This window comes from Acetobacter conturbans, assembly GCF_011516755.1.
Lineage (GTDB): Bacteria > Pseudomonadota > Alphaproteobacteria > Acetobacterales > Acetobacteraceae > Acetobacter > Acetobacter conturbans.
Window position 1 is genome coordinate 1 of record NZ_WOSY01000011.1, and the last position, 20,719, is coordinate 20,719.

The following is a 20,719-nucleotide window of genomic DNA, read 5'->3' on the forward strand; positions in this document are numbered from 1 at the left end:
AGCGTCAGGCGCCGCAACCGGGGCAGAAGCAGGCGCCTCAGACGCAGCCGAACTACCCGAATCCTGCGCAAATACCGTCACAGGTGCCGCAGTGCTCAGTAAAACCGCCAGTGACGGAATAGCCAGCGAGGAAAACGGGAGGCGGCGGAATAATCTGATCATCGTATCGGTTTCCTCATAGGGCAGGAGAAGTCGCAACAACGCCTTCCCCTCAATGGCTTCAGTTATCGCTCAGAGTAAACGTAATATGGTACGTGTGGTGAAATTCCTTGACCGGCACACCATTTGCCGTCGCGGGCGCATACCGGGCCTTGCGGACATATTGCAGCGCCGCCTCGGCGAAATCCTGACCGCCGCGAACACTCATCACTGAACAATTACTGGTCTCGCCGTTGGTCTCCACGTCACACACAACCGTCACGCTGCCTTCCCGGCCTTCATCCTGCGCTTCGTCCGGATAGTTCAGCGTTACGCGGTTGAGAGGCGTGGAACCGGCGAGATGATCGGGCACCGGCGGACCCGGCGGCGCTTCCTGTCTGAGCGTTATCTTCGGAGGCGGCAGCGGCTTTGGCGGCGGCGTGTGCGTCACATGACGGATCACCGGCTTCGGCGGTGGTGGCCGCTTGATTTTGGGCGGTGGAATGTACGGCGGTGGCGGCGACGTAATCTGCGGCGGCGGTGGTGGTGGCGGAGGTGGCGGAGGTGGTTTGACCGGGTGAATGATTTCCGCCTTGAGGGGAGGACGGACGACAGGCACGGACACCTTGTCCACCCAGGTCACATAGATCACCCCGAAAACCACGGAGACAAAGGCAACACCCCCGACCCCGATCAGCTTTTGCGTCGGGTCGCGTCGTTGTTGCGCATACTCCAGCATACAGGAAACCTCCTCAGATTCGCTTACCGGACAACAGAGCCTTGAAACGGAATCCGGATGCGGACCCGCCTGAAGAAATGATCACACCATCACCACCACACGCCATCCAGCCCCGTTCCGGGTCATGCTACCGCGCTGCGTAATTGGGCAATCGACGAGAAAAGATGTCAAGCCGCCCCACCCTGCCGTGATGAGTCGATTTTCTCGCAATCTCCTCATATTACGCGCGATTTTTCATGGCAACCGGCGCCGGCAAACCCCATTCAGTTGCAGATGACCGCTATAAACACGATTGCAACGCATTCGCTGCAAGACGGGCTGAAGCGCCTCAATTCATCCCGACAGGAGGATGACAAAGCTGCACGAAATATTACTGTGTATGCTTTTGCGTTACGTGCGTGAAGACCCGCCAGAAGCGACTTTCGGCGTGGCTGGTAGCCACTTTCCCCACCAGATCAACCGCGCACATTATATATTCATTAAAAGAATATATCTTATTCGAATCACGTTATCTCTAATCTCCGGGCCTCAAGATGACCGAAGACCAGAGAGCAGGATCACTGCGCCGAAGCGCTTGCTTCCGAACGTGTCGCGCCAACGCGCGCTGCCAGAGACGCGGCCATGAAGTCGTCCAGATCACCGTCAAGCACGGCGTCCGGATTACCTTTTTCCACGCTCGTCCGCAGATCCTTGACCATCTGATACGGCGCAAGGACGTAAGAGCGGATCTGGTGACCCCACCCGATATCGGTTTTAGCTGCTTCCGTCTGGGCAGCAGCAGCCTCACGCCTCTGCAATTCCGCCTCATACATCCGGGCCCGTAGCATCCCCATGGCCGTTGCACGGTTGCGGTGCTGCGAACGGTCCGTCTGGCACGCGACAACGATGCCGGTCGGCACATGGGTGATACGGATCGCAGACTCGGTCTTGTTGACGTGCTGGCCGCCCGCGCCGGAAGCCCGGAACGTATCGACCCGCAAATCAGCCTCGTTGATCTCGATCTCGATCGTATCGTCCACCACCGGGAAGACCCAGACGGACGCAAACGATGTCTGCCGACGCGCCGCCGCATCGAAAGGCGAAATCCGCACCAGCCGGTGAACGCCTGCTTCCGTCTTCAGCCAGCCGTAAGCGTTCGGGCCTGTAATCTGAAGCGTCGCCGATTTGATGCCGGCCTGCTCGCCTTCGGAACTTTCGATCATCGTGATTTTGTAATCGTGCGCCTCGGCCCAGCGGCTGTACATCCGCAGCAGCATCTCGGCCCAGTCCTGGGCTTCCGTGCCACCCGCACCCGCATTGACTTCAAGATAGCAGTCATTGGAATCCGCCTCGCCGGACAGGAGGCTTTCCGTCTCCCGGCGCTTGGTCTCGTCAGCCAGCCGATGCAGCGTCCGCATGGCGTCGGCGACCATAGCGGCGTCGCCTTCCTCCTCGGCCATCGCAATGAGTTCGAGCGTGTCCTCGACCTCAGTCTCGATCGTCTGCACACCCTCGATCTGGTTGGCCAGCAGCGTACGCTCGCGCATCATTTTCTGCGCGGCCGCGGCATCGTTCCAGAGGTCCGGGTCTTCGGCCCGGTTGTTCAGTTCGGCAAGTCTGCCCTGTGCGACATCCCAGTCAAAGATGCCTCCTCAGCAGTGCGACCGACTGCTTGATCTGCTCGTTGAGCGCTTCCGTCTCGGCGGACATGAAGACCGTGACTCCGTTTTGTGTGGTTGGTTCAACGGGGCTGAATACAGGCAGGCGTCAAGGATGTCATCCCTTCCCTCACCCGCGAAAAAATGATTTCCACGATAAACCCTTACTAATCTTCCTGATCGATCATCCCGTCATCCAAATGACCGGAGTGATGCAATGCTAGGCTCTTTCAGGATAGGACGAAAATTTTGCCCGGATACTCAAAGGGCGACGATTCTCGTTGGGATCAGCCGGAAACACGACGAGACCGTCTCGTATGAGCAGTTTTTCGGCACGGTGATCAAAGTCGACCGGCAGGCTGGAGTGACTGTGCTACTCAAAGGGCAACAGTCGGGCGAAACCTTCACCCTGCTGCCCGTTCTTGAGCAAATTCACCCGGCTTCTTCCCGGCATCTATCGTCTGAAAGAAACCGGGGAAACCGTCGATAACCCGGACCACCTCTCGACAGGGATGTCAGCGCACCAGCGACGTAACGAGAGCACCCATCGGCACAGTCAGTACAATCCACCCATACCGATGTCGCCAGCTGGTGGCTGACTGGGAGCGGATGCCGCCGGTGCGGCCGAACCATTGCCGGAAGGTGCCGGACTGCTACCGCCACTTCCCCCTTCCGAAGACATGTCCGTCTCGGAAGCGGGTAGATTTTCAGCCCCCGTATCCGTCGCCGTCAGCTCGCCAGTGCCGGGGCTGCCTGCTGCATAGCTGGAGCTCTGTCCGGGGATCTGGTCGGGCTTGAAGGCATCAACCGTCACGCCGCGCCCGGTATCATAGCGCACAAGGGTAACGCCGTCGGGCACGCGGAAATCCAGCTTCGGACGATCCGCGAGCACCGCTTTCATGATGCGGTTCCAGATCGGCCCGGCAATCGCCCCACCCGTCTCGTTCTTGCCGATCGACTGCGGCTGATCGAAGCCAATCCACACAATCGTCACCAGATCGGCCGAATATCCGGCAAACCACGCATCGTTGAAGTCCTGACTGGTGCCGGTCTTGCCCGCGATGGGGTGGTCGATATCCTTGCCCGCCAGCGTGCCGGTGCCGCGCTTGATGACGTCCGTCAGCATCGTGGTGATCTGGAAAGCGCTTTCGGGGCTGCTGACGCTCTGGCGTGCATCGACCAGCGCAGGCGTATCATTCTGCCCCGGAGCTGGCAGGGTCACCGCAGGAGGTGTCTGCCCGGGTGTCGCGGTCGTCGTCTGCGCCGCCGGACCTTCTGCTCCGCCAGAATCAGCACCCGGGAAAATGGCGCTGGGGCTGGCAGCGTCGGAAGCGGTCTTCGTCGGATCGGCCGCTGGCACCTCCGAAGAGAGCACGAGCCCCTCCGGACGCCACAGGATATGACCGTTGCGGTCCTGCACATCGTCGATCAGGGTCGGCGTGATCTTGCGTCCGCCGTTGGCGATGGTGGCATAAGCCCCCGCCTGACGCAGGACGGTCGTCTCGACAGCGCCAAGTGCTGCCGGAAGCACATGCGGCATGTTCTGCACGAGGCCGATGTCTTCAGCCACCTTCGCCACACTCTTGATGCCTATATGGGCCGCGAGCCGGATGGTCACGAGATTGCGGGATTCCCGCAGCGCGTCGTGCAGCGTGGTCGCGCCCCAGAAATCCTTTTCATAGTTGCTCGGATGCCAACTGCCGTAGGAGACAGCGGAATCGTCGAACTTCTGGGACGGCGAAATGCCCTGTTCCATCGCCGTGAGATAGACGAACGGCTTGAAGGAAGAACCCGGCTGACGCATCGCCTGCGTGGCGCGATTGAACTGCGAGGCTTCGAACGCCCAGCCACCCGTCATGGCGAGGACGCGGCCAGTGTGAGCATCCATCGTCACGGCGGCCCCCTCGATCCGGGGGATCTGGCGAATGGCGACATGGCCTCCTTCCGCCAGAGGCTCGACCATCACCAGATCGCCAGCGCGGGAGGCGCGATACACCTGCATCCATCCGAGGTCTTTGGAGAGCAGAGTCGCCCGATGCGCTGTGCCATTCTCAAGCCAGCCGACACTGCCATTTCCGGAATCGAGCATGACGGCCAGACGCCACCGATCCAGCATGCCCGCCGGATGCGGTGCTGCGGCCAGAGCCGGGCGCCAGACCGTTTCGTCCTGCGCCGTGCTGCGTGTGACGCTGTCGAGATGCCCGATCGCGCCACGCCAGCCACCGTGAGAGCGATCATATGTCATCAGCCCCTCACGCAGGGCTGCGGTCACCACGGACTGCATGGACGGATCGAGGCTGGTGTGCACGTCGAGGCCGCCCTGCATCGTCTGCTGGACGCCGTATTTCTCGATCAGTTCGCGCCGCACTTCCTCACTGAACCATTCCGACCCCGCGGCAGGCCCCGGACGGCGGAAGCTTTTCGCTGACAGAGTTTCCTGCCGGGCCGCCTCAGCCGCCTGCGGGTCCAGCCAGCCGAGCTCCTGCATCCGGTCCAGAATCCAGTTGCGACGCCCGCGCGCGGCCTCCGGATAACGATAGGGATTGTAGTTGGTGGGCGATTTTGGAAGGGCCGCGAGAAAAGCAGCTTCGGAATCGTCAAGCTGATCGAGCGGTTTGTTGAAATAGGCCTGTGACGCCGCGCCGATGCCGTAAGCGCCACTGCCGAGATAGATTTCGTTCAGATAGATTTCGAGAATCTGCTGTTTCGACAGCACCTGCTCCACGCGCAGGGCGAGGAGCGCCTCCTTGGCCTTACGCTCCATCGACAGGGCATTTGACCCCAGCAGCATGATACGGGCGACCTGCTGCGTGATGGTCGAGGCCCCGAGCGGACGTCGTCCCTTGCCACGCATCAGATCGGTCAGGCCCGCACGCATGATGGCGACCGGGTCGATGCCCTTGTGGGTCCAGAATTTCTGATCTTCGGCGGCGAGAAAGGCGTTCTTTACCCGATCCGGAATGGCGGAATACGGCACGAAAACCCGTCGCTCCGCCGCCAGTTCCGCCATCAGCCTGTCATCGCCCGAATAGAGGCGACTCATCACCGGCGGCTGGTAGGACTGCAATCCCTGCACTGTCGGCAGATCGGACACGAGACCGGCATATTGATACCAGACGAGAATGCCTGCCATGGCCGTGCCCAGCAGAACGATCGCCGTCGTGGTCCCCAGCAGCTTGCGCCACATGCGGAAACGCGGCCTGCGTGGCGGGCCGCCCCAGCCTCCCGAAGGGCCACCGGAACCGTCATCCCCACCGAAGCCGCCACCGCCGCCGCCCTGACCACCACCATCGAAGCGATCCGTGGAGGAGGCGCGCAGGCCGGTCCCGTCCCGATCCTCGGAAAAACCGGACATGGACAGGTGTACCGGACCACGCGCATTCGGAAAACCGATCTCCACCGGAGGCGTCATCGCGCAACCGGTCACTGCCGGTACCCATGCAACCGGAAACGGGGAAAACGGGCGGAATGTCATCATGCGGCTCTCTACCACCGTCGCGAGACGTCGTCGCCCCCGACGTCACAAGAAATCGACGGATCTATGGACGGACCTCGTGGCGGTTTTATGGTCAACGGGGAATAACGGTGCCGCCCCCTGTCCCGCCCACAGCGGAACCGGCTGTCAGTGGGTCAGGACGAGGCGTGTGGCTGCGTCTTTCACCCGGCTCGAAAGTGGTGAGGCAAGGCTGGAAAACCACGTTTCCAGCTGTCCTTCCCGGTTAATGAGATATTTGAAGAAATTCCACCGGGGGCGCGCGAAAAAACCGCCCTGTTTCGCCAGCCATGTGAACAGGGGTGTCGTCTCCGGTCCGCGAACATGGCATTTCGCAGCCATCGGGAAACTGACGCCATAATTACGTGCGCAGAAGGTCGAGATCTCGGAAGCGCTTCCGGGTTCCTGCTGGCCGAAATCGTTGGATGGCACGCCAAGCACGATGAGTTCGCGATCCATTTCGGACCACAGCGCCTGAAGCCCTTCATATTGCGGCGTGAAGCCACATTTTGATGCTGTATTGACGATCAGAAGCGGCTTGCCGCGCCATGCTCCCAGATCCAGGGTCCCGTCTGTCAGCCCCGGCAGACTGAAATCGTAGGCGCTGACCATCGCTGTCTCCTATGGCTGATCAAGTTCCCTCACCTGCCTTCGTCGAGACTGTTTGTCGAGAGGGCTTCCGTGGGATCGAGGAAGGAAGCCTCTTTCGCTTCCCCTTTGTAACGCTATGAAAAAGATTGTCGCACATGCGCAACCACCGAACTGCGCGAACATTCTTGCAGGAGAAGAAAAGAGATGAAACAAGGGGTATTCCTGAAAGTGGAAGATCATGCTCCGGAACCGTTTTTCCGGCGTCCGCATCCGCAGCGATGCGCGACAGGAGCAGTCGGACGCGGCCAGAGATATGCCGTATGAGGAGTGCGACTTTGACCCGACCATTTCTGGCAGCGACCCTTGCAGTGACCGTGACCGGACTCGTCGTAGCAGCCGAAAACAGTGCTCTCGCGGCTACGACTGCACCCGACACAAGCATCACGGACGGCGGCGACCAGATCGTGTTCAGGGTTTCGCAGGCCAATCTCGGACCGGGCTACACTTGGGGAAATGGCGTTCTGCATTTCGGTGGCATTGATTACGCCATCCGTGTGGAAGGCGGCGGCGCTCCCGCCATCGGCTATTCCAGCGCCTGCGCTCAGGGCGTGGTGACCGGCCTGAGCAATCCCGATCAGCTCGACAGCACCTTCTGGGCCGTGAACACGGAAGCCACGGCGGGCAGCGGCAGGGGAGCCATGGCTCTGCAGAACAGCAAGGGTGTGGAACTGCATCTCAGCACGAAAAGCACCGGCGCGCGCCTCTCGGCCGCCGCGGAACGGCTGCGTTTCCGCATCATCGGCCCATCCCAGAAGACTTTCGCCAGCTCGAGATGCTCCTGATATTTTCAGAATTCCCCATCTGACAGATGACTGATGCTCCCCTGATCTGGCTTCTCGCGGGAGAAGCCAGTGGTGACGTGCTGGGCGCACGCCTCATGACGGCGGTGAGAAAACAGCGCCCTGACATCCGCTTCGCCGGAATCGGTGGCCCGCGCATGGCTGACGCCGGACTGACAAGCCTGTTCCCGATGAAGGAACTGGCGGTCATGGGGCTGGTCGAAATCCTGCCCCGCCTGCGCCGGCTGTCACGTCGGCTTGATGAAGCCGTGACCCAGATCGAACAGCTCAGACCCGATCTCGTGGTGACGATCGACAGCCCCGGCTTCGCCCTCCGGCTCCTCAGACGCATCGCCCCCCTTGGCATTCCGCGCGTGCATTACGTCGCCCCGCAGGTGTGGGCATGGCGCGAGCATCGCGTGAAGAAATTTCCCGGCCTGTGGGACAAGCTGCTCGTCCTGCTGCCGTTCGAGGAAGCCTTCTTCAAACGCCACGGACTCGATGCCCGTTTCGTCGGCCATCCCGTGCTGCAATCGGAAGCGGACACCGGCGACGCGGCCCGCTTTCGGGCGCGGCATGGCCTGCCCCCTGACGCCCGCATCCTGATCCTGATGCCCGGCAGCCGCCGCTCCGAAGCGCCCCGCCTCCTTCCCGTCTTTGGCGCGATGCTGGCCCGTCTGAAAACACGCCTGCCCCATCTCGTGCCCGTCATCCCGGTTTCGCCGGTCGTGGCCGATACGGTCGCGAAAGCGACAGAAGAATGGGCCGTCCGTCCTCTCATCGTGACTGAGACGGCGGACAAGCATGACGCCTTTGCCGCAGCAGGGGCCGCCCTCACGAAGTCCGGCACATCGACGCTTGAACTCGCGCTGGCGGGCGTGCCGATGGCGGTGACCTATCGCGTCAATCCGATCACGGCGGCGATCGCGCGTCGGCTGATTCGCGTGCCGCATGTCGCGATGGTCAATCTTCTGGCGAAAAAGGCTCTGGTGCCGGAACTACTGCAAGAAGACTGCCGTCCGGACAGGCTGGCGGATATCGTGGTGCGGCTGATGACGGACCCTGCGATGGGCGCTCTCCAGAAAGCAGGATTCGCGGCGCTCCTTCAGGGGCTGCGTGCGCCGGGAGGCGAAACGCCTGCAGATGCTGCCGCCACCGAGATTCTTGCGTTGCTGAATCAGCCTTTTTCCAAATCGGCGACCTAGTTCTCGCGGTATTGCGTTACATTCGGCAATGTTATTGCCTTATTCACGATACAGATGGTCTTCACAAAGGATGGACATGACCATTTAGGGGATCGTGATGAAGCGTGCCGTATTCGCCACTGTCACCCTGCTTGCACTGGGTGTCGCTGTAAAAGATGTCCGTGCCCATACGGCTCCGCAAACGCAGGTCCATCCCTCTGTGATGCCCGCGCAGACGATAAGCGGCCCAGTGGCAGGCCAGCACTGCAACGCCACATCTTCAGTCGGTGAAAAACCGAACCATTCCCCGGCTACCTCGTCCTGCATCACCCGCAAGCATGAGGCTGTGGACTGAAGGGCAGCCGAAAGCGGCAATGTCCCGACGAGTCAACGCTTTCCAAGCTGGGTATTGTTGTAGGATTGAGTCCCGAAAGGTTTCGCCTCCCGGACCGTGAACTGGACCGCCTTGCTCGACCCGCCGAGGAAGTGGAAATGCACCTCGACCACGTCCCCCACATTCACCGTTTTCCCGTCGGCAACGGTGCAGACGAGGTGATATCCGCCTGGCGGGAACACAAGGATCTGGTTTGCGGGCACTGTCAGATGCGTGAACAGGGACCGGGTGAGATGTGAAACTTCCAGATCGGAGTGATAGCCATACATCGCCGAGCAGGAGGGCGAAGACACACCATCAATCAGATGCGGCGAATCGGCCGTATTCTCGACCGCGAAATAAGCCGCCACATGGCTGTTGCCCTGTCCTACATGCTGCATCCACGCATCCCGGATGTTCACCTCATCCGCAGCCCGCTCCTGCCCCGGCAGATTGCCACTGACAGCGCTCGAACTCGGCAGGGCCGCCTCGTTGCCGACTCTCACGGACGGCGTTTCATCCGATGGCTCGGCATGGGCGGTGGCTCCGGAAATGAGCATCGCCAGCACGAACGCGCCTCCAAGATGGCGGCAGGCTGCAAGGCGCGTCCTCGCCAACGTCTGTCTGTCGGACGCTTCGCCCCGCGTTACGCACAGCTTTTTCAAACCGAACTCCTCTCCGTATGTCCGTCTCATGCCCCGTCTTTCTGCGGACGGAAGACTCTGTGGCTCTTTGCGGCTATATCACCGCACACCAGCACCGGGTTCCAGCCCTGCCTTGCATGGCAGGGTCCGCGTTCCGGGCCATCGGCAACCTCCGGCATGAGGCTAGGAAAACAAGCAAGATGCGATGCCCCTTCTGTAGCGAGGCCGAAACACAGGTAAAAGACAGCCGTCCGGTGGAAGACGGAACCTCCATTCGGCGGCGGCGCGCCTGCTCCACTTGCGGTCAGCGTTTCACAACCGTCGAACGGGTCCAGTTGCGCGAACTGACCGTGGTGAAGGTAGACGGCCGACGCGCTCCTTTCGACCGTGAAAAGCTGCTGCGGTCGGTCCGCATCGCGCTCCGCAAGCGCCCGATTTCGGAAGAACAGATTGAACAGATGGTCAGCGGCATCGTCAGACGGCTGGAAGCGTCGGGGGAAAGCGAAATTGCCACCACCCTGATCGGAAAACTGGCAATGGAGGCACTGCATACGATCGACGCGGTCGGCTATGTCCGTTTTGCCAGCGTTTATCGTGACTTCCGGGAAACGAAGGACTTCTCCGAAATCCTCACCAGCATCGACGATCAGCGCAAGAATACTCCGAAATAATCCCATCCCGCCGGGGAAGGGCTGGACCTCGGGCGGCAAAGGCGTCATGTAGCCCCGCCTCAGGATAACGATTTGGCAGGAGGGACGACCCATGGCCCATTCAGATGAGCAGTTGAGTCCGGCCCTGCGCCCGCGCACCGCAGCCCGCGTCGCCGCCGTGCAGGCGCTGTTCCAGATCGAACAGGGGAATGACAACGTCGATAGCGTGATCGTCCAATTCGTACAGCATCGCTTCGGCACCACGCTGACGGGCGAAACCTATGAGGATGGTTACATCCCCGAGGCCGACGTCACCCTGTTCACGAGGCTGACCCGACAGGCTGCCGGGAAATGTGAGCATGTCCGTGAACTTCTGACCGAAGTGCTGCCCTCGACATGGCCGGTCAATCGGCTCGATCCGGTGTTGCGCGCCCTGTTCGCCGTCGCGATCGGCGAGATGGAAGAACCCGCCGCTCCCCCCGTAAACGTCATCATCAACGAATATCTGGATGTGGCGCACGGCTTCTTTTCGGGTGACGAACCAAAGCTCGTGAACGGCATTCTGGATACCGTGGCGAAGCGGATCAAGGCGGCTAAAGCCGGAACACCTTCAGAAGAAGCGGAGGACGCCACGGCGGACAAACCTGATGACGGACAGATCTGAGAACAGCACTTTTTCGGCGCTGCCGGATGAATTTGCCTTTATCCGCCGTCATTTCCACGCATTAGCCGGAACAGGGGCACTCGACCTGACGGATGACGCTGCCGTCTTCACCCCATCCCCCGGCCGCGAACTGGTCATCGCGGCCGACGCCATGGTCGAAGGCGTCCATTTCCTTCCCGACGATCCACCCGAGACCCTCGGGCGCAAGCTGCTCCGCACCAATCTTTCCGACATGGCCGCAATGGACGCTCGCCCCTTTGGCTGGCTGCTGACGCTGGCCTGTCCGAAGGCGGACACCCGATACAACGACACATGGTTTCATGCCTTCACAGACGGGCTGGCACAGGATCAGGCGCTGTTCGGCGTCTCTCTCCTCGGCGGTGACACCACCTCCACACGCGGCCCTCTGGTGCTCTCCCTCACCATCTTGGGGGATGTCGCCCCCGGACGTGCGCTCCGACGCAACGGTGCGAAAGACGGCGACGGGCTGTGGGTGACCGGCACGATCGGCGATGGCGCGCTCGGGCTGAAAGCCCTGCTGGGGGAGATCACCGATGACAGCGGCTGGCTCGCGGAGCGCTATCGCCTTCCCTCCCCGCGCGTGGGCCTAGGCCTCGCCGGAATTGCTCATGCGGCCATGGATGTTTCGGATGGGCTGGTGCAGGACGCCGGGCATCTGGCCCGGGAAAGCGGTCTGGGTGTGCGGATCACCGTGGAGGCCGTGCCGCTCTCCGATGCTGCGCGTGCCGTTGTGCAGGACGACGCCCTGCGCGCCCTGTGTCTGACCTGTGGCGATGATTACGAGTTGCTGCTCGCTGTACCGGAAGAAGCATCCGCCGCGTTACAGGCGCGCTGTGCGGAGCATGATATTCCGGTCACACGCATAGGGCATTTTGACCGGACTCTGTCCGGTGTGTCCGTGTGCAGACAAGATGGCTCAACGTTCCCGCTGACCCGAAGCGGCTGGAGTCACTTCTGACTTTTCTTCGCTGCTGCACCTGTTTTTCCCGTGCCCGGCATAGAAAATTCCGATCTCTCGCCCTATTCCCCGCCAACACGGAGACGTCATGCCTGCCGTGCTCGCGTCGCGTTGACAGTGCGGCTCACGGGATCACAATGCCCGCAAGCAGCCCTTCAACCGACCGTAAAAAGGACCCGCCTCAATGAGTTCGACAATCTCCCTGACTGCCGCAGATGGGCACGAATTTTCAGCATGGCAGGCGGGTGCGCCTGACGCGCCGCACGCTCTGGTGGTCGTGCAGGAAATTTTCGGTGTGAACCACAATATTCGCACAGTCGCCAACGAGTTTGCTTCCGCAGGTTTTGCCGTTCTGGCCCCTGCGGTGTTCGATCGCGCCAAACGGAATGTGGAACTCGGATATTCACCTGAAGACGTGAAGGAAGGTCTGGCGCTCCGGGCTGAGATTCCTCTCGAAAGCACGCTGGCCGATCTGCAGGCGTGCGCCGCGCATTTCCGCAAACAGGCACCGCACCGAAAAGTGGGAATCATCGGTTTCTGCTGGGGAGGCGCGCTTGCATGGGATGCCGCTACGCTCACGCATGATTTCTCATCGGCAGTAAGCTGGTATGGCGGAGGTATCGCGGCTCACAAGGACGCAACGACGCACTGTCCCGTGCAACTGCATTTCGGTGGGCAGGATAGTTCCATCCCGCATCAGGACGTGAATACGATCCGTGCTGCGCATCCCGAGATCGAAATCTACGTTTACGACGATGCGGGACATGGTTTTGGAAACCGTGATCGTTCCAGCTTCAATGCGGATGCCAATCATCTCGCATGGAAACGGAGCGTGACCTTTCTCGAAGCAGGTCTCCGCACCACGGGCATCTGACATCAGACCCCACGCAACGGAGTAACAATCATGCAGGGTATGACACCGGAATTTCAGAAGCGGCAGAGACCAGCCGCAGTCCTTCTCATCGCCGCCAGCGTGGCGGCCGCAGGCGCGCTGGTGACGCTCGTCAGGAAGGTTGCGGGTTCACGCACGAAAAGCGACGCAGGCGTGAAAACTGCTGTAACGCCCACGCCTGCGACACCAGCGCCGGCACCCGCTGCAGCACACGGATGACCGGCTTCTGACTACTTCTGAACCGTTCAGTACAGTTCAGGCACGATCATTGAATCCGGCGTCGACTGCCGGACGTAGTCTTCGTTGTACTGACGGGACGGAAGGCTGATCAGCGGCTTGTCCACCGACTGATAAGGCACCTGCGACAGAAGGTGATTGATGCAGTTCAGGCGGGCTTTTTTCTTATCCACGGCCTGCACGACCCACCATGGCGCTTCCGGAATGCTGGAGCGTTCAAGCATCACTTCCTTCGCGCGGGTGTATTCCTCCCAGCGAATACGGCTCTCCAGATCCATCGGGCTCAGTTTCCACTGCTTGAGCGGATCTTCGATCCGTGCACGGAAACGGGTCTCCTGCTCTTCATCGGTGATGGAGAACCAGTATTTCACCAGTTTGATGCCGCTACGAACCAGCATCCGCTCGAACTCGGGAACGGAACGGAAAAATTCCTCGTACTGGTCATCGGTGCAGAAGCCCATCACGCGCTCGACGCCTGCACGGTTGTACCAGCTCCGATCGAACAGAACGATCTCGCCAGCCGCAGGAAGATGGCTGACATAACGCTGGAAATACCATTGCGTGCGCTCACGCTCGTTCGGCGCGGGAAGAGCCGCCACGCGACAGGTGCGTGGGTTCAGGCGTTGGGTGATCCGCTTGATGACGCCGCCCTTGCCTGCGGCGTCACGACCCTCGAACAGCACGACAACACGCTGGCCGGTTTCCTGCACCCAGTCCTGCAATTTGACGAGTTCGCCCTGCATGCGCAGCAGCTCACGGAAATAGGTCTGGCGAAAAGACAGGCTGCCAGCATTCTCTTCCCCGAAACGACGATCATCGAGTTCCAGTTCGAACTCTTCGTCGATGTCGTCGAGGATTTCCTCCCGCACGCGCAGTCTTTCCTTAACACCCGACAGAGCCTGATCGTCTTCCTGCACGGCATTTACCTTTCGAGCGTGTCCGGTCGCTTTTGCCACCACCGGATGTTTGAACCAGTTCGGGCTTTGCCAGAAAAGCACCGCATAGTCATGAAAATGCGGACCAATTTCTAAAAAATTCATATAAATTAAACAAATAACCGAGACGCAATCAGAAACTCGTGGTCATGTTAAGACCAAACGCCGCCGCATCCGAAACACGTCGCCCCGTGGCGGTATTCACAACTCCTCCGCCAACGTGATGGATATACTGGAAATCCGGCTGCAGGGAGATGCCGTTCCAGAGCGGCGCCTGCCACGTCAGCTCGAAATGATGTTCCAGCTTCATCGACGCGACACCATCCACATCGTAACGAAGCTGATCGCTGTTGAATCCCCATGACCGGTTGCTGTCGTCGCTCACGCCCCACGCCAAACCCAGAACATCCTGATCCCTTCCCGGCACGAGACCATGCAGCGTCAGGCCAGCATTTACGCCGAAGGACATGCTGTTCTGTTTGTTGCCTGCCCCCATGAAGCGGGCAAAGACCGTCGCGGCCTTAGGAGCATCGCCATCCGGGTTCCAGAATGTCTGGTCGATGATCCCGTAAACCATCCAGTTCCCGCGATGCATCAGCGGCTGACCGTTGGAAGACGGGTCCGCCAGCAGACCGCCCTGCGTATCATATCGACGGTCGGGAAACGCGCCGCTGTCGTAAAAACCACCGAGTTTCCATGTCCCCGGCAAGGCGTTGACCGCCGTGTCACTGAGAACAGCCGCATCCACGGACACGGCGATTTCGGCCATGACAAGCACGCCCGTCGAAAGGCTGAAACGCGTGCCGGACGGGTTCATGTCCAGCGCCGACCTGTCGCTGAAAAACGGTCCTCCCGTCGGATTGTCGTCCATGACGCCAAGAAGGATCGAAACGGCATAGGTGGGGATGAGGCGCGCCCGGATGCCCGGCACGGAAAAAGGCCATGACGGACCGCCGCCATACAGATTGGCTGACGGCACTCCCGGCCAGCCGAAATCGGAATTGAGAAACAGCGAAGCGTTATCGCTGACAAGAAATTCTGTATCCGGATCAATGGCACCGAGGCGAATGTCGAGCCGATTGTTCCAGAACCCCTGCCCGTACCAGAGTTCGAACAGTCGGGTTCCGCGTCCCCCCGCGTCATAACCGCTTAATGTGTTGATGGCCCCTACACGCTCGGTCGTTACGGAACGCCCCCTCAGTTCAAGGGCGCTGACATTGAACAGCCCGTCATGCCACCCGAACAGGGGAGCCGTATCCAGATTGAGCGTGACGATGGTGGCGCCGTTGTAAGTGGCGCCCCGCGACAGACCGCCAGAGGCCACGCCCCACAATTCCTCGACATCCTGAAGATGGATGCGAATGCCATGCGCACGGAGTCGGGAGCGAACACCTGCGGGATCACCCAGCAGAGTAGTGTCCCATCCCTGCGGCGTGTTGTCGGGAGCCGTGCTGGGAAAAGGCAGCGGAACACCGGATGGCAGCACATCGGTAACGGGCGGATTGTCAGCCGCGGAAAGCTGAACCGGATTGAAAAAATTGCTTCCAATAACAGTGAGGAGGGCGGCAACACAGGACCGTCCATGCCGCTTCATGGCGTTCGGAAAAAGGACGATGAAACAGATCCCCGTGCCGCTTCTGAAATGGAGGCATAAACCACTGATGCATGTGTAACCCGGAAACCCGACGACTTCACCACGGCAGGGGCTTGAACGATTTTACGGCCTCGAAACAGATCCTGTTCCATAAACAATGTTTCGACCCACGCCTGTCAGCCCGACCGATGACCGTCTCATCGACCGATATGAGGGACATCCAGCGGACCGCATAAAAAATAAAATACGGGGCCTTTGTAAACAGCCCTCCGTGAAAAGGCTGAATGATCGTTTTATGACATCGGGTGTTGTTACGATCGTGCAATTTGTGCAACGAAATACAGAATGCTGAACGTTCAGTCCCTGCATATTTATCCAGTCAAAAGCCTGCATGGGATTTCCGTGCCGCGTCTTCGGCTGGATCCGTGGGGGGGAGAAAACGATCGCCGCTGGCTGATCGTCGATCCGCAGGGCCAGTTCATCACCCAGCGCAGCGATCCGGTCATGGCGACCATACGCGTGACTGTCACACCGGATGGTCTGTTCCTGGCCTGTGACGGAAAGAACGATCTTGTCGTGCCTTCGCCTCAAGGCTCCCACTCCCCCGTAACGGTGTGGGGTGACACAGTGATGGCAGTGGATGGGGAAGAAAGCACGGCAATCTGGCTTTCCGAGGTTATCGGACGCCCCTGCCGCCTTGTTTACATGGACCAGCCACAAACCGCCCGACGCAAATCGTGGGACGAGCATGATTTTTCAAACTCTTTCTCGGACGGCTTTCCCGTTCTTGTCTGCACGACTGCATCTCTGGACGATCTGAATGGCCGACTGCCGACGGCTATTCCGATGGCGCGTTTCCGGCCCAATCTCGTCATCGACGGTGCGGAACCGTGGGACGAAGACCACTGGCTGCGGCTGCGTATCGGCACTGTCGAACTGAGCCTTGTGAAACCGTGTTCACGCTGCGTGATGACCACTGTCGATCAGGAAACGGGCATCATTCCCGACAAAAAAGAACCCCTGCGGACGCTCGCAACGTTCCGAAAACAGGAAGGCGGCGTGATGTTCGGCCAGAACGCGCTGGTGAGCCGGACCGGCACCATCACCGAAGGAGATGCTGTGGAAGTTCTGGAGACCCGCTGACTGGCCCGGTCGCATTGACCATCTTTTCAAATCCAGCCGTGTGAAAATGTGCGTGGGTATCCCCGCACCCAGCACACCGATCAAGAGCACTCGCCGGGTTGCGGCAGCATGCGCTGGTGAACCCCCTTACAGGCACCGGCCACGAATGCTCCGTCCTCACAAGCTGATGCCCCATCGGCTGGCAACGACACATCGGCCACAGGCAAGCCCCGGAGCAAATCAGGCCCGCACCTTACTCGAATGCAGGCGGGTATTTCTCATTCCGGGGCATGGGCGGAAACGGACAAAGCCGCCTCCGTTCACACGCTGTTGTTGCGTGCGTTCAACTCAACGGCTTCCTCGGCAGCACGGAACAATGCTCGCGCCTTGTGCTTCGTTTCGGCGCATTCCAAAGACGGCACACTGTCAGCCACGACACCGCATCCTGCCTGCACATGCATCATGCCATCCTTCACGACTGCCATACGCAGGCCGATGCAGGTGTCCATGTCACCCCCTGCCCCGAAATAGCCGATGCAACCGGCATAGGTGGCGCGGCGCGTGCGCTCTACCTCGTCGATGATCTCCATGGCACGGATCTTCGGTGCCCCTGTCAGCGTGCCAGCCGGAAAGGCCGCGACGAGAGCGTCCAGTGCTTCCAGCTCAGGCTTGAGAACACCCTCGACGTTCGAGGAGATATGCATGACATGGCTGAAGCGTTCGATGACGAACTTCTCCGTCACCTTTACCGAGCCGGTGATGCTGACGCGCCCGACATCGTTGCGCCCGAGGTCGATGAGCATCAGATGCTCGGCACGTTCCTTCTCATCGGCCAGCAGTTCTTCTTCCAGCCGCTTGTCCTCTGCCGCATCAGCACCACGGGGACGGGTTCCGGCCAGAGGGCGCACGGTTATCTTGCCGTCACGCAGACGCACAAGAATTTCCGGCGATGACCCGACGAGCGAAAAACCGCCTAAATCCAGATGGAACAGGAACGGCGCCGGATTGATCCGGCGTAAGGAGCGATAGAGCGCCAGCGAAGACAGGCCGAAGGGCGTGGAGAAACGCTGGCTCGGCACGACCTGAAAGGCATCTCCCGCCGAGATGTAATCCTGAATACGCCGCACGACGGCTTCGAACTCCGCCTCCGTATAGGTGGAGCAGGGCGCTTCAAGAGGACTGACGATCGGCTCGGCAGGCACTGCAAGAGGTGCGACCAGACACGCCTGCGCTTCGCCGATCAGGTTCTGGGCACGGTCGAACGCCGCATCAGGGTGATCGTCGGGACGAGGACGGACAGGCGCAGCAAGGATCAGTTCGTCTGTCACCGTATCGAAGATGGCGAACAGGCCCGGACGCATGAGGATCGCCTCCGGCAGACCAAGATCGTCCACCGGCGCATTCGGCAGGCGCTCCATCTGGCGCACCATGTCATAGCCGAGGTATCCGAAGACACCCGCCGTCATGGGAGGCAGGCCATCGGCAAGCTGTAAACGGCTTTCGTGGATCAGCCCGCGCAGGCTCTCCAATGGCGCATCGGAAACCGGCTCGAACGCATCGGCATCGGTCGCCGCATTGCGATTGATCGATGCCTTGCCATCGTGACAGCGCCACAACAGATCCGGCTTGAGGGCGATAACGGAATAACGGCCCCGGCTCGCGCCGCCCTCGACGGATTCGAGCAGCAGCGTGTTCCGTCCGCCTGCCCCGTCCATCGCGGCAAGACGCATATAGGCTGCGACAGGCGTGAGAAGATCCGCTGCGTCCACCGCGAAGACAACACTGCTTTCACCACGCGTCCAGGCGGTCTTGCAGGTCGAGCGGGAAGGAGAATCAAGTGTTGCAAGCCGCATCACGACCCGTCTCCAAAACCAGCTTCGCCCATTGCGGCATGGACGCCCGCCGGAATGATCTTTGCCTTGTAACGTGCACCGAGGCTCTGGATGAAGGCTGACGTCATGTCATTTGAAAGCGAGTCCGTCAGGCCGTCCCGCACCCGGCCCATGCCCAGCGAGTCGGACTTCGGATCAGGATGCTGGACTGCCGTGACGGTGGCGACCAGAAATCCCTTGTCGTCTCCATCCATGACCGTCCGGCCCGCAGGCATACGCAGAAGCACCGTCATCAGGTCGCGCGGCAGATCATCGACCGGCCGCGCACGGGAGACCATCAGACCTTTACGAAGGTCTGTCCCGGCGGGTGCAACGGAAGAAACGCCTCCATTCTTGCCAGCATTCACATAAAGAGCGGTGGCCGCGACATTCGCCACATGGCGGCGCGCATCGAGCTGCCAGGCCAGCAGAACCCTGTCATGGGCGGCTTCGAAGGACTGAGGCTGGCTTGGCGTGATTTCATCCACGGACACGGCATACCAGCCGAGAGAGGGTGCCGGCTGACCCTGAGCGACGGGAGCACCCTTCGCTTCGGCAAGCTGGGGTGGCGCTCCTTTATCCTGCGCAAAGATACGGTCGATAATGGCGGTGCGCAGATCCCCTGACGCTGGCAGCGGAGCGGCTTCGCCGTCCTTCGTCATGCCTTTCCCGTCGAGGAAACCGGCAGCGGCGGCCGCGCCGAGATTGGTCGGAATGGAATCAAGTCCACCGCCCGCGATCGCATCCCGCAGCTTCGGCTCATTGGTGCTGACGATAGCCGGTCCGCGCCCTTTCGTGATTTCGTCCTGCAACGTCGGTTTGGCGTCCTCGAAACTCGTGGCGTGCGGAGGGCTTACCTTCGTCACGCGGAAGACAACCCAGCCGGTATCGGTTTTTGACGGGCCCTGAATGCTGGTCGGAGCGGCCGTGAAGACCAGTTTCTGAAGTGTCGCCGATGGCAGAAGGCTGGCGCGGGCATCATTGAATTCGACCGCGGCACTCCCTTTCGCCGAAGCCTGTATCTGGTTCCACTCCGCTCCACCTTTCCACAACGTGGCTACCGCTTCCGCCGATGCCTGATCGGAAGACGTGACCAGTTGGACGCTACGCAGTTCAGGCTGGTTGAAGCGCTCTTTCTGCGCGTCATAGAGATGGTGCAGTTCGTCCTCGGACGCCGGTGTCTGCGCAGCGACTGTTTCCGGGGACAGGACCACGATACGGGCATGCCGATATTCCGGGCTACGGAACAGCCACGGATGATTTGTGTAGAACCGCTTCAGCGTCGCCTCGTCGGGAGCTGAAGGAAATGCAACAGATGCGAAGGGCACCCGCGCCACGTCGACAACCCGCGTCGCGGTTTCGTAGCCATAGGTGCGGTTCACGAGCACGTCGGGGACATGAGCGCCGGTTGAAAGCGGCTCCATGACCGCACGCGCTGCCAGATCGTTCCTGACCAGAGTGATGAGCCGCTCTTCGCTCATCCCCGCATTGGCAAGTGCCGCATTGAAGCGCTGCCGGTCAAACGCACCGTTCTTGCCCTGAAAATAAGGCATGGCGAAAATCTCGTTCCGCACCAGGCTGTCGGGAACGGAAATGCCATATTCGTGCGCGGCCTCCAGCACCTGCGACTGACTGACCAGACGCTGGAGAATCTCGTTCCCCATCTGCTGGCGCAGCGCGGGCGGAATGTGCGCAACGTCAGGCGCGCCCATCTGCTGGGCGAGGCGGGGCATTTCCGCCTGCAGGGCCGCCGCGAAGTCACGCGTGCTGATTTTCTGCGAGCCGATCGTGGCGACGACGGCGGGGTCGTCCGCCATATTGGTGAGGACGTCGCCTACTCCCCATCCGACAAAGGCGAGGAAGATGACGCCGGCGAGGATGCGTCCAATCCAGGATTCAACGACGAAGCGGCGGAGAAACGAGATCATGCAGGTAAGGGTCCGCGAATGAGGCAGAGGAGATGCCGGCCGTTACGCCGCATCCGGGCGGGGCACCATATTCATCCGGCAGCCACTTGACCAGAAGCGGCTCCCGCCTTGCGTGACATTGTCTCAATAGGGTAGCCATGCGTCACAACGTCCGGGTCTGCCCCGCATCCGCCTGCGATGACGGAAAAGACGCGGCCTCACGCCCTGAC

At 60.7% G+C, this 20,719-nt stretch carries 18 protein-coding genes; 9 read left to right on the forward strand and 9 right to left on the reverse strand.

What is annotated here, in order from left to right; translation table 11 throughout:
- Positions 1–220 precede the first annotated feature (220 nt).
- The 4 genes from GOB81_RS11845 to GOB81_RS11860 all read right to left on the reverse strand — a co-directional run bounded on the left by GOB81_RS11845 (position 221) and on the right by GOB81_RS11860 (position 6,619).
- The gene (locus tag GOB81_RS11845) at positions 221–877 is read right to left on the reverse strand and encodes an energy transducer TonB (protein WP_173570645.1); all 657 of its coding nucleotides are present in this window, start codon (positions 875–877) and stop codon (positions 221–223) included.
- Between the two features lie 557 nt (positions 878–1,434).
- Positions 1,435–2,566 (reverse strand): peptide chain release factor 2 gene (gene prfB / locus GOB81_RS11850; RefSeq protein WP_173570646.1). Its coding sequence is split into 2 segments (ribosomal slippage): positions 1,435–2,496 and positions 2,498–2,566, totalling 1,131 coding nucleotides; the frame shifts between segments, so codons are not numbered across the junction.
- Positions 2,567–3,070: 504 nt separating this feature from the next.
- Complete coding sequence (locus GOB81_RS11855; RefSeq protein WP_277876920.1) at positions 3,071–5,992, reverse strand: penicillin-binding protein 1A; 2,922 nt, start codon at positions 5,990–5,992, stop codon at positions 3,071–3,073.
- A gap of 144 nt (positions 5,993–6,136) precedes the next feature.
- Entirely contained in the window at positions 6,137–6,619 is a 483-nt protein-coding gene (locus GOB81_RS11860; RefSeq protein WP_173570647.1) for a glutathione peroxidase, read from the reverse strand.
- 314 nt (positions 6,620–6,933) lie between these two features.
- On the opposite strand from GOB81_RS11860, the gene GOB81_RS11865 reads away from it, so the two are divergent.
- The 3 genes from GOB81_RS11865 to GOB81_RS11875 all read left to right on the forward strand — a co-directional run bounded on the left by GOB81_RS11865 (position 6,934) and on the right by GOB81_RS11875 (position 8,976).
- Positions 6,934–7,440 carry a hypothetical protein gene (locus GOB81_RS11865; protein WP_173570648.1) on the forward strand — a complete coding sequence of 169 codons (507 nt, stop codon included), beginning with the start codon at positions 6,934–6,936 and terminating at the stop codon, positions 7,438–7,440.
- A gap of 26 nt (positions 7,441–7,466) precedes the next feature.
- Positions 7,467–8,642, forward strand: a complete 1,176-nt coding sequence (gene lpxB / locus GOB81_RS11870; RefSeq protein WP_173570649.1) for a lipid-A-disaccharide synthase — start codon at positions 7,467–7,469, stop codon at positions 8,640–8,642.
- Positions 8,643–8,739: 97 nt separating this feature from the next.
- On the forward strand, positions 8,740–8,976 hold the full coding sequence (locus tag GOB81_RS11875; RefSeq protein ID WP_173570650.1) for a hypothetical protein: 237 nt from the start codon (positions 8,740–8,742) through the stop codon (positions 8,974–8,976).
- Positions 8,977–9,008: 32 nt separating this feature from the next.
- Here GOB81_RS11875 and GOB81_RS11880 read toward each other — a convergent pair whose 3' ends face one another.
- On the reverse strand, positions 9,009–9,689 hold the full coding sequence (locus tag GOB81_RS11880; RefSeq protein ID WP_173570651.1) for a copper chaperone PCu(A)C: 681 nt from the start codon (positions 9,687–9,689) through the stop codon (positions 9,009–9,011).
- A 149-nt stretch (positions 9,690–9,838) separates the two neighbouring features.
- On the opposite strand from GOB81_RS11880, the gene nrdR reads away from it, so the two are divergent.
- The 5 genes from nrdR to GOB81_RS11905 all read left to right on the forward strand — a co-directional run bounded on the left by nrdR (position 9,839) and on the right by GOB81_RS11905 (position 13,042).
- Positions 9,839–10,309: a transcriptional regulator NrdR gene (nrdR, locus tag GOB81_RS11885; RefSeq protein ID WP_173570652.1), complete on the forward strand. Its 471-nt coding sequence runs from the start codon at positions 9,839–9,841 to the stop codon at positions 10,307–10,309.
- Between the two features lie 91 nt (positions 10,310–10,400).
- On the forward strand, positions 10,401–10,952 hold the full coding sequence (nusB, locus tag GOB81_RS11890) for a transcription antitermination factor NusB (RefSeq protein WP_173570653.1): 552 nt from the start codon (positions 10,401–10,403) through the stop codon (positions 10,950–10,952).
- A complete protein-coding gene (gene thiL, locus GOB81_RS11895) occupies positions 10,936–11,931 on the forward strand; it encodes a thiamine-phosphate kinase (protein ID WP_173570654.1) in 996 nt (331 codons plus the stop codon). The genes nusB and thiL overlap by 17 nt, the downstream gene beginning before the upstream one ends.
- A gap of 184 nt (positions 11,932–12,115) precedes the next feature.
- Positions 12,116–12,805, forward strand: coding sequence for a dienelactone hydrolase family protein (locus tag GOB81_RS11900; protein ID WP_173570655.1), 690 nt, complete (start codon positions 12,116–12,118; stop codon positions 12,803–12,805).
- 30 nt (positions 12,806–12,835) lie between these two features.
- Complete coding sequence (locus GOB81_RS11905) at positions 12,836–13,042, forward strand: hypothetical protein (protein WP_173570656.1); 207 nt, start codon at positions 12,836–12,838, stop codon at positions 13,040–13,042.
- A 26-nt stretch (positions 13,043–13,068) separates the two neighbouring features.
- Here GOB81_RS11905 and ppk2 read toward each other — a convergent pair whose 3' ends face one another.
- Together ppk2 and GOB81_RS11915 are read right to left on the reverse strand one after the other, a co-directional pair.
- On the reverse strand, positions 13,069–14,100 hold the full coding sequence (ppk2, locus tag GOB81_RS11910; protein ID WP_173570657.1) for a polyphosphate kinase 2: 1,032 nt from the start codon (positions 14,098–14,100) through the stop codon (positions 13,069–13,071).
- 28 nt (positions 14,101–14,128) lie between these two features.
- Positions 14,129–15,589: a carbohydrate porin gene (locus tag GOB81_RS11915; protein WP_173570658.1), complete on the reverse strand. Its 1,461-nt coding sequence runs from the start codon at positions 15,587–15,589 to the stop codon at positions 14,129–14,131.
- 345 nt (positions 15,590–15,934) lie between these two features.
- Between GOB81_RS11915 and GOB81_RS11920 the strand changes: the two genes are divergently transcribed.
- Positions 15,935–16,732: an MOSC domain-containing protein gene (locus tag GOB81_RS11920; protein ID WP_173570659.1), complete on the forward strand. Its 798-nt coding sequence runs from the start codon at positions 15,935–15,937 to the stop codon at positions 16,730–16,732.
- A 299-nt stretch (positions 16,733–17,031) separates the two neighbouring features.
- Here the strand turns inward: GOB81_RS11920 and trpE are convergent, their stop codons facing one another.
- Both trpE and GOB81_RS11930 read right to left on the reverse strand, forming a co-directional pair.
- Entirely contained in the window at positions 17,032–18,564 is a 1,533-nt protein-coding gene (gene trpE / locus GOB81_RS11925; RefSeq protein WP_173570734.1) for an anthranilate synthase component I, read from the reverse strand.
- Positions 18,564–20,510: a peptidylprolyl isomerase gene (locus GOB81_RS11930; protein WP_173570660.1), complete on the reverse strand. Its 1,947-nt coding sequence runs from the start codon at positions 20,508–20,510 to the stop codon at positions 18,564–18,566. The genes trpE and GOB81_RS11930 overlap by 1 nt, the downstream gene beginning before the upstream one ends.
- Positions 20,511–20,719: the final 209 nt, after the last annotated feature.